Consider the following 13,979-nt stretch of genomic DNA (forward strand, 5'->3'; position numbering starts at 1 on the left):
TGTCATGGGCCGGGTCCTGCCCCAGCACCTTGGCCAGCGCCGGACGCCGCAGGTCGAAGTCGAAGACCATCGTGCGATAGGCCGGCATCCGGCTGAAGGCGAGCGACAGGTTCGCAAGCGTCGTCGTCTTGCCCGCCTGCGGCCGGGTCGAGGTGATGGCGATGCGCCGGATGCTGCGCCGCTTTGCCTCGTCGCGCAGGCGGGTGCGCAGGATGTCGTAATAGGTCGAACTCGGCCCGGTGTTGTAGGCCACCACGCGGTTGCGCCCGAGCACCGCGGGATCGAGCGTCATCTCGGGGATCGCCGACCAGCTGCTGGCATGTTCGGCATGGATGACGGCCGGGGCCTGCGGGTCGGCACCGGCGGTGGCCGGAACGCGGTGCGCAAGCCGACTGGCGCGGGCCTTTTCGATGGCGATCTGCAGCTTTTCCATGGCAGGCTCCGCTTAGAGATTGAGACCGATCCGACCCGCAACCTTGCGGGCAAGTTCGTCGAAAGGCATGTAATAGGTGTGGATGCCCCACAAAAGCAGCGGCACCACCACCCCGATCAGCAGCGACAGCAGCACCCGGCGCTGCCATACGGCGCGGATCTCGGCCTCGCTGCGCATCAGCGGGATGGTCACCATCGGCGTGATTCCAAGACCGCTGATCAGATCCTTGGACCGCTGGATCTTGCCCGACAGCAGATCGAGCACCAGAAGAACCCCCATCGCGACGGCAAGTCCCGCGAGGATGCCGAGCGCCACCAGTTGCTTGCGGTTCGGCTTGATCGGGGCCGAAGGCTCCGAGGCGCGCTCGACCACGCTGACCCGCTGGCCGCGCGACAGCGTTTCGATCCGTTCCCCGGTCGAGGCCCGCGACAGGCTGTCCGCCGCCCGGTTGTACTGGTTCTGGATGTTTTCGTAGTCGCGTTGCAGGGACTCGAGCGCCACCGCATTGCCCGGCGTGCGGTCGACCCGGGCCTGCACCTCGGTGATCTGGTCCTGCAGCCGGGTGCGGTCCTCGGCCAGCTGCGCGAGCTTTGCATCGATGTCGGCGGTCTGGACATCCAGAAGCGCCTTGCCCGGGTCCTGTGCCTCGGTCGGGTTCTGCTGACCGCTCGAGGCCGCGAAGGAGGCTTCGAGCTGCTCGATGCGGCGCTTGAGCGTGGTGACGCGCGGGCTGTCCGGGGAATAGATGCTTTCGACCTCGGCAAGCTGGTTGCGCAATTGCTGGATGCGCTGTTCCTGCGGGCTGAGCTGGGCCCCCGTGCCCGTCACCCGGCCCGTCAGTTCATAGGCCTGCTGAAGGCGCTGCTTCTGTTCCTCAAGGCTGGCCCGGTCGCGGTCGTTCTGCGTCACCCGGTCCTGCATGCTGATCAGCAGGTCGCGGTGATACTGCAGGCTGTCGGGCAGGGAATCGGCGTTCTGGTTCTTGAAGGCGATGATCTTGGCGCCCTGCTCGCTGAGCGCGGTGCTGAGGCGGTCGACCTCCTGCTGGAAGAATTCCTGGGTCTGGCCGGCGCGCTGGCTGCGATACTGGGCATCCTCGTTCAGGATGAAGGTCAGATAGGCGTCGAGCACCCGCACCGTCATCGCCGGATACTGGGAATCGAAGCCGACGGTCATCAGCGTCGCCTGCCCCCGCCCGGAGGTGGACCGGATCGTCGTCGCCGCCCGCATCGCCTGCACGATCTGGTCGCCCGACATGCTGGACTGGTCGCGGAACGGCCGCAGCCGGGTGGCGATGTCGAGCAGGTTGTCGCGCGTCATCAGCCGGGTCTGGAACATCTGGAGCTGTTCCTCGGCCGGGGTGTCGACGGTGGACTGCGCCAGATTGCCCGGGATCTGCGAGCTTTCGACCACGAGCCGCATCTGCGCGCGATAGACCGGAGGCAGGCTGATCGCCAGCAGGACCGACACCGCCACGATGGGCACGAAGATCAGCAGGAACAACGGCAACCGCCGCCAGAACAGGGTCAGGTAAAAGCGGATTTCCGAGATCATGCGCTGGCTCCGGTGGTAATGTCGCCAAAGAAGACGCCGTCATCCAGCACGGATTGCACCTCTTTGGGTGTCACCACGCGCTGTTCGCCGCTCCAGGCATAGATCATGGCGAAATCGGCAAGCTGGTTGACCAGCCGCGGGACCCCGCCGGTATGTTCGAAGATCAGATCCACCGCTTCGGGTTGGATCTCGTCCCCGGTGCCGCCCACCGCCTGCAGGCGGTGGCGGATGTAGTTGCGCACCCGTTCGAGGTCGAGCCGTTCCAGATGGAAGCTCGCCGCCACGCGCTGCGCGAGCTGACGCATGTTTGGCGCGCGCACGATGTCGCGCAATTCGGGCTGGCCTACGAGGATCAACTGGATCAGTTCGTCCTTGTTCGAGTTGATGTTGGTCAGCATGCGCACCTCTTCGAGCCCTTCCGAGGAGAGGTTCTGCGCCTCGTCGATCACAAGAACGACACGTCGTCCTTCTGCATATTCCTTGAGCAGAAAATCCTGGAAACGCTGAAAAAGCCGGACGTAATCCTCATCCTTGCCGGCCTCGATGCCGAAGGCGTTGAGGATCCAGCGCAGCAGTTCGCCCCGCCCGCCCTGGGCGTTCGAGATCAGTCCGACGGTCAGGTCTTCGTCGATATCCTTCAGCAGAGCTTGCACAAGGGTGGTCTTGCCCGCGCCGATCTCGCCCGAGATCAGGGTCACGGGGGCGCGGGACATCAGCCCGAAGCGCAGCACCGTGATCGCCCGGCTGTGCTGCGGCGACCAGTAGATCATCGACGGATCGGGCAGCAGGTTGAAGGGGCGCTCCTGCAATCCGAAGAATTCCGCATAGAGCCCCTCAGTCGTCATGTTCCATCCAAAACCATTTCCGGACGGGTGGGGACCGTCCTGTCCGCGAGGCCATTGCCGGACAGCTCCTGTCGCGGGACAGAGTGTCGCGTGAGCGCAATTAACAATTTGCGCCCCTGCAATTCAATGTCTTTTCCGGGTTAACTGTCGAGGTTGTGAGAACCGTCGCGCGATGGGGGGATTTCCGCCCACCGCGGGACATGGTGCAAGAGGCCCCCGGTTCGGGACATTTTCCCGGACCCGTCACGGGGTGTCCTCGATAAGTTGCCGCAACGTCGGGGCCAGGAACTTCGCGCCCGCCTCGGTCAGGTGGCCGCCATCGATCGTGACGATCGACCCGTCGTCGGTGAAAAGCCGGCAGGCGGTGTGATCGCCCTGGCAGAAGGGGTCGAGCAGCTCCGTCAGATAGGGGGCGGGCACCACGCGGCGCATATGTTCGTTGATATCGACGAAATAGGGATCGGCCGGCTGCCGGTAGCCGGGACGTTCGTCGATCGGGATATCCAGCGCATCGCTGAGACTGGTGTTGCCGAAATGCTTGGGCCCGAAAACCCGCACCTTCACGCCATAGGTCTTTTCCAGGTTCACGATGGTTTCGGGCAGCAGATCCACCACCCAGTCGAACCAGCGCGCGTCGAGCCAGACCTCGTCCGCCTGTTCGAGGATGGCCTGCATCTGCGGATTGTCGAGCCGGCCCATCACCCGGCAGCGTTCCTCCCTGAGGGCGGAGATATACTGGCTCAGGTCACGATTCACGAAGAGGTTGCCGCATTCGGCATTGATGCGCTTGGTCGAGAACTGGTAGCGGTCGTCGAGCCCGGCCTCGAGCAGCATGTTGTAGAAGTCGCGGGCATGGCTGTCGCCCGCGATCACCACCTTGCGCCGGCCGGATGCGTCGAAGGGGCGGAACTGCGCGGCGTTGTAGCGGGTCTCGCTGTAGGCGGAGATCGTGCTGAACTGGCGCATGATCGCGATGTCGCGCGGATCGTAGCGGTTCTCGAAGCCGCGGTTCAGCACGATCACCGCGCCGATCGCCATGAAGGCCGCGCTGCCGAGCGCCGCGGCGGTGAAGATGCGCTTGCGGCTGATCGCGCGGTTGCGCCGGATCGGGGTTTCGACGAAACGGTAGCTGAGCCAGCTCATCAGGAAGACGAGCGGCAGGCTGGCGAGGGGTGCCGCATATCCCTCGTAGCCCATGTGGCGCAGCCAGGCGAAGATCGGCTGGTGCCACAGATAGAGCGAATAGCTGATCAGGCCGATGGCGACGAAGGCTTTCGTCGACAGCAGCCGGTGCACCAGATTGCCCTCGGCCCGCGACAGGATGATCATCGCGGTGCCCATCACCGGCACCAGCGCGGCGACGCCGGGGAAAACGGTGGAATTGCTGAAGGCGAGGATCGCATAGACGATCAGCGCCAGACCCAGCCCCGAAAGCGCCGTCCCCGCCGTTCCGGCAAAGCCCGGATTGCGCGCGAGGAACAGCGCGCAGAACGCTCCGGTCAGCAGTTCCCAGATCCGCGAGAAGGGCAGATAGAAGCCGGTCTCGAAATGCAGCCGCGTCAGATACCAGCTCGCCGCCAGCGAGATGAGGAAAAGCACCACCAGAACGGCGCGCAAAAGCCCCCTGCCCCGCGCCGCCAGAAAGGCGAGGAGCGGCGGGAAGAAGATGTAGAACTGTTCCTCGACCGCGAGGCTCCAGGTATGCACGAGCGGTTTCAGCTCGGCCGCCGCGCCGAAATAGCCCCGCTCGCTCCAGAACAGGAAGTTCGAGACGAAGGCCGGAACCGCGATCAGGCTCTTGCCATAGGCGGTAAGTTCGTTGGGCAGCAGCAGCAGGAAGGCCGGGGGAACGGTTGCCGCCATCATCACGAAAAGCGCGGGCAGCACGCGCCGGATCCGCCGTTCGTAGAAGCGCAGGATGGAGAAATCGTTCTTGCCGATTTCCCGCAGCAGGATCGAGGTGATCAGGTAACCCGAGATCACGAAGAAGATGTCGACGCCCACATAGCCGCCCTGAAAGACCGACAGGCCGGCGTGGAAGAGGATGACGGGAAGAATGGCGATGGTGCGCAGACCGTCGATCTCGGCACGGTATTTCAAGGTCGGTTCTCTTTTGCGGGCAGGACGGCGGGGAGGAATCGGAACGGCAGGCACCGGCCGGCCGTCAGGGGCCAGGGTGTCCGGTCCGCGAGGCGCGGTCTTGCGGCAATGCTCTCGCTCGGCACGGACGGGTCTCTACGATGCGGGTTGTTCCGGGATTGCGGAAGGCGACGAGGGGGAGGCGCCGCCTCGCGCCAGACTGCCCCAAGCCCGGGCGAACCGCAATGCCCGCCGTGCCGCATCCGGCCGGAATGCCGGTCGGCGTTGCGGATGGTACCAGCGCGCGCTGCCCCAGCGGGCTGGAAAGGATCTTGCGGCAAAGTCCCCGCCATTCCCTCCGGACGGGCGTTCGACACGGGTCCTGCGGCCGGTTTCCCGCCCGTCCGGCCCCGTTCGCTTCCCCCGGCCGATTTCACAGTGCAGGAGCCCCCCATGTCCGGACCGACGCAGATCACCTTCACCCTCAGGACGCCCAATGGGGATCCCCTTATGGGCGGAAAGATCGCCTTCGCCCTGTCCGGCTTCGACCTCGACGAAGCCGTGGTGATCCCCGAAACCATCGAGGCGCAGATCGCCGCGGACGGGACCGGCACGGTCGTCCTGTGGCCGAATGTCGCGGGGCTGCGCGATACGTCCTACAGGATCACCATCACCACCGCGGGCGGATCGCGCATCGAACTGGGCGCGATCAGCGTGCCCGAAAGCGATGCGGCGGTGGCGATGCATACGCTGGTGCCGGTCGGAACCCTGGGCGGGCTGAAGACCATCGTGCTGACCCAGGCGGAATATGACGGGCTCGACGTCCGGGATGGCCAGACGCTCTACCTGATCCGGGCGGAGGTCTGAACCATGGGTCTGAGGGACTACACGCGCATCTATCTGGGCGGGCAGGAGATCGGCACGGCCTATCGCGGGGCGGTGCAGATCCTGGGCGGTGCGCCCACCGTGCCGGGGCAGATCCCCGACGCGGCCTGGGCGGCGCTGACCGGGACCGCGCCGGGCGAGGTGATCGTCACCCTGTCGGCGCAGCCCGCGTCGGGCGGCACGCCGGTCACCGGTTTCGTGTACCGTATCGACGACGGAGAGGTCCGGCCGCTGGGGCCGGGTCTGGGCCTGCATGGGCTGAGCGGGCTGGCGCCCGGGGCGGAGATCTCGATCCGGATCGCGGCGGTCAACGGCGTCGGTCAGGGACCGTGGAGCGCGGCGAAAACGGTAACGGTGAAGGCCGAGACCATCGCCCCGCCGGTCGCGCTCACCGATCCCGCCGTCACCGGCGCGCTGAGCCAGGGCGCGACGCTCACCGCCTCGGAAGGGGTGTGGAGCGGGTCGCCCGCGCTGACGGTGCAATGGCTGCGGAACGGCGTGGCGATCGCCGGAGCGACCGGGGCGAGCCATGTCCTGACGGCGGCCGACAGCGGCGCGATGCTGTCGGTGATGGTGACCGCGACCAATGCGGGCGGCACGGTGGCCGCGCTGTCGCCCGCCGTGGGGCCGGTCGAGGCTGCGGTGACCTACGAATTCGAGACCGACATCGTCATTCTGGCCTATGGCCAGTCGAACGAGCAGGCGCAGAACAATTCGGGCGGCCAGCCCTATCTGTCCGGCGATCAGGACAGCACCGGGCGCATCTGCCGGTGGGATGCCACGAGCGGCGCCGCCGTCGCGACCGGACAGCCGATGACGGGATGGCCGCAGTTCACCCAGATGGGGCCCGCGCGGTCCTACAGGCTGGCGCAGGAACTGCTCGCGCGGCAAAACCCCGAGAAGAAGATCATCATCGTCAACTGCGCGGTCGCGGGGGCGCGGCTCTCTGGTGCGACGCTCGGGGTTGGCGGGACGCATTACAACACCATGATTTCGCGGATGACGGCCTGTCTTGCGGCATATCCCGAAGCGCAGGTGTTCATGTCCTTCACGCAGGGCGAGGCCGATGGCGTTGCCGGAGTGTCCGAGGCCACCTACACGACCGCTGTCACGAATGTCGTCAACAACATCAAGGCACTGTCGCCCAATGCCGCGCAGATGCGGTCCTTCATTCACCAGATGGTGCCCGAACGCCTGTTCGGCCCCACTGCCGACCAGCCGACCTGGCTGGCCCAAGACCTGTCGCACAAGAAATTCGCGCTCTCGATCCCGGACACGATCTTTGTGGGCGCGAGCTTCGGCACCCAGATCGCGGGGGACCTTTCGCATTTCACCGCCGCGGGGCATCGCAATGCGGGCAACCGCGCGGCCGCGTGGCTGACCCGCATCGCGATGTGGCAGACCAGCGTTCCGGCCGTGCCCGCCGCACCCGTGGTGGTGTCGGACGACACGATCCGCATCACGGTCAGCGATCCGCAACCGCCGGCCTATGTGATCGAATATCGGGCGGCAGGTTCGAGCGCTGCCTGGACCGAACAGATCGCGTTCCCCGAGATCTGGATCGACGCGCCCGGAACCTTCGACGTGACGGTTGCGGGCAGCGGCAACCGCGAGGTGCGGCTGAAGGCGCGGTCCCGCGCCGGCACCAGCGCGGCGGGCGCCAGTGTCACCGTGGCCGAAGTGCCCGCGGACGGGGGCTGGTCGATCACCGCAGGCGATGCCTCGGCGGTGATCACGTCCGCGCCCGCGTCCCCCACCACCCCGGTCATCGCCTCGGTGGGCGACACGACCGCAACCATTGCAGCCTGAGGAACAGAACGAATGGCAAAATATCTCACGATCCCGGTTGCGGATGGCGACAGTCTTGCGAACGCGAAAATCCACAACAGCGAGGCGCTGAGCGGGCTGACCAATGGCACCAGCTATCAGTGCTTCAGGCTGTCCGAGGCAAGCACCGCCTTTACTCCGGCGTCCGCGGGCACTGACTGGTGGACGACGGGCGCGCTGGTTGACATCGACTATGAGAACGACCGGGCCTATGTGAACGGCACGGCCTATGCCTCGGTCGCGGCGGCGCGCACGGCAGGGGCGATCGTCGTGAACGGCGCCGGTGTTGATACCGTGCCCATCACGCCCGGCGCGTCATATTCGATGGCGTTCACCGGCAACGTCATCAGCGCCTCTGCCACCCAATGCGCCGTGGGGGTCGATGATGGCACTGCCGCAAACTGGGCTTTCCTTGGTGCAACCAATTCGCGGGGTCCCTCGGCCGGCTCTTTCGTGGCTGGGTCCACCGTCATCAACGCCTACTCGTCGTCGCTTGCTAACGGGACGGCAATCCGGTCTGTGATGCGCCTCAAGGCTTCCGGTTATTTCGGGCAGACCAACGGCGCGGCCTTCGGCAGCGGTGGTGCGATGTCCGGGGCCACGATTCCTGCCGTGACGGCCTTTGTCATCAAGAACCGGAGCGACGGTGCCCGCCCATGGGCCGGCACGCTGCGCCGCGTGTGCCTCGTGAACGCCGATCTTGATGATGCGGCGGTGGCCGCCCTGCTGGCGGGGTGATTCAGAGGATCGTGCCGGCTCAGACGGTCATTGCGCGGTGCGAGAATGGCGCACGCCCCTTTGCCCGCACGACCCGGCGCATCATTCCCGTCCATGCCGGCACCGGCGGGGCCGGGCGGGCCGCCTTGTCGGCCTGAATGGACTTCAGGCAGTTTCCCCTCCCCCCGCGATGCGGAATGCCTCGCGGGTGCTTTTCTTTGCCGATACCGGTTGATAGGTTGCGGCGACCAGCGGGCTCCCTCCCCCCGGATACCCATCAGGAATACGCATGTCTTCCCACCGACAGAACCGGCCCTCCATGACCGAGCATGAATATGCCATGGCCATGGCGGACAGCGGGATACCCACTTTCGATCCAGACTTCAGGGGCAGAGATGTTGCGATCCCGCGTTGAACACGCCTTGTCGGCGGTAAAAGGCGACGGCGTGAAGGCGAAGGCGCTGCGCTCGACCTTCTGGTCCGTGGTCGGCGTATTCGGCCAGAACGGCATCCGGCTGCTGTCGAACATCGTGCTCACGCGGCTGCTGTTCCCCGAGGCCTTCGGCCTGATGGCGCTGGTGCAGGTCTTCATCGTGGCGTTGCAGACCTTTTCCGACATCGGCATCCAGACCTCGATCATGCAAAGCAAGCGCGGCGATGATCCGAATTTCCTGAACACCGCCTGGACATTGCAGATCATCCGCGGCTTCGGGCTGTGGCTCGGGGCCTGTGCGCTCGCCTGGCCCGCCGCGCAGATCTACGGCCAGCCCGAACTGCTGCTGCTGCTGCCCGCCACCGCCCTGTCGATCATCGGGCTGGGCTTCCGCCCGACCCGCGCGGTGCAGGTCAACCGCAATCTCATGCTTGGACGGTTGACGCTGATCCAGCTGGCGGCGCAGTTCATCATGCTGGTCCTGACGACCGTTCTGGCCTGGTGGTGGCATTCGGTCTGGGCGCTGGCCGTGGCCCAGGTTCTCGGCACGGTGATCGGCAACGTGATGATCCGCGCCTTCCTGCCCGGCAGGCCCAATCGTCTGCAAATGGAACGCGAAAGCCTGCGCGAGATCATCGGCTTCGGCAGCTTCATCTTTCTGTCGACCATCGCCACCTTCCTGATCTCGATGGGCGACCGGGCGATTCTGGGCGCATATATCGATGTCACGTCCTTCGGGATCTACACCGTCGCCCTGACCTTCGGCACGTTGCCCGCGCTCGTCGTGCAGGCGATCGGCTCCAAGGTCCTGTTCCCGCTCTACCGGATCAAATCCCCGATGGAGAGCGACGAGACCCGGCGCAAGGTCTTCCGCGCCGCCCGGACGGTGTCCGCTCTGGGGATCGGCATCGCGGTGGTGCTCGCCTTCACCGGGGACTGGCTGATCAGGCTGCTTTACGACAGCCGCTATGCGCTGGCCGGCCCGATGCTGGTTCTGTTCGCGCTCGGCTCCATCCCCTCGAACGTCCTGATCGGTTCGCAATCCGTACTGCTGTCGCATGGCGACAGCAGACGACATTTCTACCTGACTTTGGCACAGGCTGTCGTGCAGACCGCCCTGCTCTTTGTCCTGATCCATTTCTATGGCGTCGTCGGCGCCATCCTGTCGCCGGGACTCACGCTGCTGCTGACCTATCCACTGCGGGCACGACTGATCGCGCGGTACCGTGGCTGGGATCCCCTGCATGATGCCCTGGGGCTGGGGTTGGGCTTCGCGCTGACCGGCCTGGCCTGCGCGCTGCACTGGCAGGAGATCGGGAAACTCTTCTAGGCCGAGGTTGCATCGGCCCTTGAACAAGCGGCATTCCAGCGCCGCAACAAGATTGTCGGATCAGCCCTGTTCCCGTCCCCGCCGCGTCCGCACGAAGCCAAGGAAGGCCGCATCGCGCGACCTGAGCCGGGGGCGGCCCGTCGCCGCCCACCAGGCTTTCCATTCGGCTTCGAGCGCATAGACATCGGCGCCCGGAAAGATCGTGCGCGCCGCCGCGAAGGTCTCGGGCGCAAGCGGTCCCGGCCCCTCGCCCACGTTTTCGATCACCCGATCGCGCAAGCTGAACCGGATCAGGTCGCCCGGCTCCTCGGCGATATCGTAATCGGGCAGCGACTGCGCCGCGATCATCTCGCGCAGCATGGCGCGGAACACCCGGCGCGGCGAGGCCGAGCCGGATTTCTTCAGCAGCGTATCGACCGAGATGCGCCAGCTTTCCTGCCGCCCGCAATGCTTGCGGGCGAGCTCATAGATCCGCCGCTCCAGCGGTTTGCGCAGCCGGAAGTAATCGCGCGACAGCGTCAGCACCGATTTCGACAGCACCGCCCTGAACAGCCATTCCGACAGCGTGACGGCGACCGAGACCATCCGCCCGCCCCGCGTCCTGCGCTCGATCTCCCAGCTCTCGATCAGGCCGAAGCCCGAGGTGACCTCGACATCGCCGGTGACGATATTCGTCCGGATGCGGGTGCCCGCCAGCCGCTCGAAGGCCTCGACCAGCCGGCGGTAGGCATCGCCCGAGGTTTCCCGGTTCGTCGCCGTCAGCAGGTCATGCGCCTTCAGCACGATCCGGCGGCTGACCGCGCGCCCGGCATTCAGCGCCGCCATCAGCTGGCTGATGCAATAGATCAGGATGTCCTTGTCGTGGATCGTGGCCAGCCCCTTGACCGAGGGCGTCACCTCGATCCCGGCGCCGTTGTGTTCATAGCGCAGGATCCGGCGGTCGGGCCGGGTCGAGAGCGAAAAGATCGGATGCTCCATCGTCGCGATGTCGTCCTTGGGGATCGCATCGAAGATGTCGCACAGGAAAAATCCCTGGCCCGAAGCGGGCATCCGCCCGCCCCCCGCGGCCGCAAGGGTGCCTGTCATATGTCACTGCCCGCCCGATTTTTATCGTGGTTTCATTGACGCCCAGCCTAAGCGGAGCCCCGGCTCCGGTCCAGCCTTTCCATCGGGGGATCAGAGTCACCCGAGCGGGGGATCAGAGTCGCCCGGACGTGGTTTCAGAGTCGCATCGGTTTCCCGGCATGCGGCTTTCCGGTTGTCTTTCAATGGATTGGCGGAAAGCCGAAAATCCCGTAACACTATAAATAACTCAAATCTAACAGGACGATTTTTTCCGCATCCCGCGCCACCGCCCTGCCGGAACGCCGCGAAATGCAATGAAAACAACCCCGTTGACGATGTTCCGATTCGCCCTGAGACGTTTTTTCTTCCACATGCCGTCTTTTGTGGTATCTTTCTAAAAAAGCAGAACATGAGGCGGAAAATGGCACATGAAGCGGTCGAGCTGCCGCCCTATTTCAACATCGATCCCGATCAGGCGCTGCGCGAGCTGGACGGACCGGTGACGACGCAGGGCTTCGAGAAAATTGCCCAGGCCTGCGCGCGCGGGCGCGACGATCTGGCCTCGCGGGGCATGAACGAGACCGGCCACAAGGAACTGCGGCTGTTCTCGACCTGGGAAATCACCCGCTATCTGATCCCGGTGGCGCAGCCGCATTTCCGCCGCGTGCTGCGCGCCAATCCCGACCTGCCGCAGGGCCGTTCGGAAAGCGAGGCGGGGGCGCGCTGGTTCACCTTGGACGAGGTGCTGCGGCTGCGCGCGCATTTCGCCGCCGAGGGTGCGCGGAACAAGGAATACCGCCCCTACCGTCCCGCCGGGCTGCCCGCCAAGCTGGTGGCGGTGGCGAATTTCAAGGGCGGCGTCGGCAAGACCTCGACCGCCGCGCATCTGGCGATGTCGGCGGCGCTCGACGGTTACCGGGTGCTGGTGATCGACCTCGACAGCCAGGGCTCGATGACCTCGATCTTCGGCGGCCGGGTGAAGGATGAATGGGAAACGGTCTTCCCCCTGCTCGCCCGCCATTACGCCGCTTATCAGCAAAAGGCGAACCAGGGCCGGCTCGACCGGGGCGAGGCGCCGGTGCCGCTCGACGAAACCCTGACCGAGGCGCTGGAGATCCGCGCGGGCGACGTGATCCAGAAGACCCACTGGCCCAACATCGACCTGATCGGGGCGCAGCTGAACCTCTACTGGTCCGAGTTCCAGATCCCCGTGTGGCGGATGCAGGCGCGCGGCTGGAAGCTGTGGGACGCGCTGACCGATACGCTGGCTGCGGACGGGGTGCTGGACCAGTATGACGTGATCGTCCTCGATACGCCCCCTGCCCTCGGTTACCTGACCATCAACGGGCTCGCGGCGGCGGATATCCTGCTGGTGCCGCTTGGCGCCTCGTTCCTCGAATTCGATTCCACGGGGCGGTTCTTCGACATGCTGCATTCGACCTTCCGCTCGATCGAGGAGGGCGAGAACATGGCCGCCCGCGCGCTTGGCCGCGATCTGATGGCCTTCCAGTGGGATGCGGTGCGCGCCGTGGTGACGCGGTTCGACGCGACGCAGCAGGGCGAGCTTGCGGCGCTGATGCAGGCCTACCTCGGCCGGACGCTGTCGCCGCACCGGCAGGATTTCACCGCGCTGATCGGTCAGGCGGGCGAGCAGGTGAACGGCATCTACGAGGCCGATTACCGCGACTTCAACCGCGAGACCTATGTGCGCGGCCGCCAGACCTTCGATGCGACCTATGCCGCCTTCAAGCGGCTTTTGCTGGGCAGCTGGCGGCGCGACGAACTGGCCGCGCAGGCCGCCCAATAGGAGGGAATGACATGGCCCGACGTCGGCTGACGCCCCCGAACCCTGCCCCTCTGACCGAGGAAAAAGACACGATTCCCGCCGGGATAGAGACGAAATCCATGTTCCCGATGGGCGTCGCGCGCACCGTTTCCCGCCCGCCGATCGCGCAGGTGGCGGGCGAGGCCTCGGCGCTTTCGGCGCTTGAGGATCTGACCGCCGAGATGGCCCGCGCCCGCGCCGAGGGGCGGATCGTGCAGCGGATCGCGCTCGATGACATCGCGGTCGACCATCTGATGCGCGACCGGATGACGGTCGACGGCGAGGAGATGGAGGGGCTTGTCGCCTCGATCCGGGCCCGCGGCCAGCAGGTGCCGGTCGAGGTGCTGGACCGCGGCGAAGGGGCCGTGCCGCGCTACGGGCTGATCTCGGGCTGGCGGCGGGTGTTCGCCTTGCGCGAGACCGGGGCGGAAACGGCGCTGGCCATCCTGCGCGCCCCCGCCACGGCGGCCGAGGCCTATGTGGCCATGGTCGAGGAAAACGAGATCCGCGCCGACATTTCCTTTTACGAACGCGCGCGAGTGGTGGTGAAGGCGCTGGAGCAGGGCGTCTATCCGGACCCGAAATCGGCGTTGCAGGGGCTTTTCGGAAATGTTTCGCGTGCGAAACGTTCGAAGATCAAAAGCTTCATGACAATCGTTTCCGCGCTGGACGGGGCGCTGCGTTTTCCGGCGGCGATCAGCGAGAAGGCCGGGCTCGATCTGGTGCGCCGGATCGAGGCGGAGCCGGATCTGACCGCCCGCCTGACCGCCCGCCTGACCGAGGAGGCGCCGCACACGCCCGGCGCGGAACTGGCGATCCTCGCGGCGCGCCCGGAACCGGCGACCCCTGCCCCGGCGCGGATCGAGGCCGAGGCGCATTACGACCCCGCGACCCGCACGATCCGGATTTCCGGCGCGGGCGTGGACGAGGCGCTGCTGGCCGCGCTGCGTCGTTGGCTCGCGGCGCGGTAGGGTGCGGGGGCTGGC

General features: G+C 66.1%; 10 protein-coding genes and 1 pseudogene. 6 read left to right on the forward strand and 5 right to left on the reverse strand.

Features of this window, described 5'->3' with window-relative positions:
* The 4 genes and pseudogenes from D2T30_RS17240 to D2T30_RS17255 form a co-directional block, all read right to left on the reverse strand.
* Positions 1-433: pseudogene (locus D2T30_RS17240) on the reverse strand (CpsD/CapB family tyrosine-protein kinase); the annotation flags it as partial.
* Positions 434-445: 12 nt separating this feature from the next.
* Positions 446-1,987 carry a GumC family protein gene (locus D2T30_RS17245; protein ID WP_128209899.1) on the reverse strand — a complete coding sequence of 514 codons (1,542 nt, stop codon included), beginning with the start codon at positions 1,985-1,987 and terminating at the stop codon, positions 446-448.
* On the reverse strand, positions 1,984-2,832 hold the full coding sequence (locus tag D2T30_RS17250; protein WP_128209900.1) for an ExeA family protein: 849 nt from the start codon (positions 2,830-2,832) through the stop codon (positions 1,984-1,986). Before D2T30_RS17250 ends, D2T30_RS17245 begins: the two co-directional genes overlap by 4 nt.
* 243 nt (positions 2,833-3,075) lie before the next feature.
* A complete protein-coding gene (locus D2T30_RS17255) occupies positions 3,076-4,932 on the reverse strand; it encodes an acyltransferase family protein (protein WP_164884336.1) in 1,857 nt (618 codons plus the stop codon).
* Positions 4,933-5,364: 432 nt separating this feature from the next.
* Between D2T30_RS17255 and D2T30_RS17260 the strand changes: the two genes are divergently transcribed.
* From D2T30_RS17260 to D2T30_RS17275, 4 genes are all read left to right on the forward strand, one after another.
* The gene (locus D2T30_RS17260) at positions 5,365-5,778 is read left to right on the forward strand and encodes a phage upper tail fiber protein (protein WP_128209902.1); all 414 of its coding nucleotides are present in this window, start codon (positions 5,365-5,367) and stop codon (positions 5,776-5,778) included.
* A 3-nt stretch (positions 5,779-5,781) separates the two neighbouring features.
* Positions 5,782-7,605 carry a sialate O-acetylesterase gene (locus tag D2T30_RS17265; protein WP_128209903.1) on the forward strand — a complete coding sequence of 608 codons (1,824 nt, stop codon included), beginning with the start codon at positions 5,782-5,784 and terminating at the stop codon, positions 7,603-7,605.
* A gap of 12 nt (positions 7,606-7,617) precedes the next feature.
* Positions 7,618-8,361 carry a hypothetical protein gene (locus D2T30_RS17270; RefSeq protein ID WP_128209904.1) on the forward strand — a complete coding sequence of 248 codons (744 nt, stop codon included), beginning with the start codon at positions 7,618-7,620 and terminating at the stop codon, positions 8,359-8,361.
* A gap of 374 nt (positions 8,362-8,735) precedes the next feature.
* A complete protein-coding gene (locus tag D2T30_RS17275) occupies positions 8,736-10,103 on the forward strand; it encodes an oligosaccharide flippase family protein (RefSeq protein ID WP_164884337.1) in 1,368 nt (455 codons plus the stop codon).
* A 60-nt stretch (positions 10,104-10,163) separates the two neighbouring features.
* Here the strand turns inward: D2T30_RS17275 and D2T30_RS17280 are convergent, their stop codons facing one another.
* Positions 10,164-11,189, reverse strand: a complete 1,026-nt coding sequence (locus D2T30_RS17280) for a replication initiator protein A (RefSeq protein ID WP_128209906.1) — start codon at positions 11,187-11,189, stop codon at positions 10,164-10,166.
* A gap of 400 nt (positions 11,190-11,589) precedes the next feature.
* Between D2T30_RS17280 and D2T30_RS17285 the strand changes: the two genes are divergently transcribed.
* Both D2T30_RS17285 and D2T30_RS17290 read left to right on the forward strand, forming a co-directional pair.
* Positions 11,590-12,975 carry an AAA family ATPase gene (locus tag D2T30_RS17285; RefSeq protein WP_164884338.1) on the forward strand — a complete coding sequence of 462 codons (1,386 nt, stop codon included), beginning with the start codon at positions 11,590-11,592 and terminating at the stop codon, positions 12,973-12,975.
* Between the two features lie 11 nt (positions 12,976-12,986).
* Complete coding sequence (locus D2T30_RS17290; RefSeq protein ID WP_128209908.1) at positions 12,987-13,964, forward strand: ParB/RepB/Spo0J family partition protein; 978 nt, start codon at positions 12,987-12,989, stop codon at positions 13,962-13,964.
* The last annotated feature ends 15 nt before the right edge of the window (positions 13,965-13,979 follow it).

Origin of the sequence: Paenirhodobacter populi (genome assembly GCF_004022215.1) — a bacterium.
GTDB classification, from domain to species: Bacteria; Pseudomonadota; Alphaproteobacteria; order Rhodobacterales; family Rhodobacteraceae; genus Rhodobacter; species Rhodobacter populi.

Coding starts and splice junctions, on each gene's coding strand:
- D2T30_RS17245 (WP_128209899.1), bottom strand. CDS start 1,987: ATGATCTCGGAAATCCGCTTTTACCTGACCCTGTTCTGGCGGCGGTTG.
- D2T30_RS17250 (WP_128209900.1), bottom strand. CDS start 2,832: ATGACGACTGAGGGGCTCTATGCGGAATTCTTCGGATTGCAGGAGCGC.
- D2T30_RS17260 (WP_128209902.1), top strand. CDS start 5,365: ATGTCCGGACCGACGCAGATCACCTTCACCCTCAGGACGCCCAATGGG.
- D2T30_RS17265 (WP_128209903.1), top strand. CDS start 5,782: ATGGGTCTGAGGGACTACACGCGCATCTATCTGGGCGGGCAGGAGATC.
- D2T30_RS17270 (WP_128209904.1), top strand. CDS start 7,618: ATGGCAAAATATCTCACGATCCCGGTTGCGGATGGCGACAGTCTTGCG.
- D2T30_RS17275 (WP_164884337.1), top strand. CDS start 8,736: ATGTTGCGATCCCGCGTTGAACACGCCTTGTCGGCGGTAAAAGGCGAC.
- D2T30_RS17280 (WP_128209906.1), bottom strand. CDS start 11,189: ATGACAGGCACCCTTGCGGCCGCGGGGGGCGGGCGGATGCCCGCTTCG.
- D2T30_RS17285 (WP_164884338.1), top strand. CDS start 11,590: ATGGCACATGAAGCGGTCGAGCTGCCGCCCTATTTCAACATCGATCCC.
- D2T30_RS17290 (WP_128209908.1), top strand. CDS start 12,987: ATGGCCCGACGTCGGCTGACGCCCCCGAACCCTGCCCCTCTGACCGAG.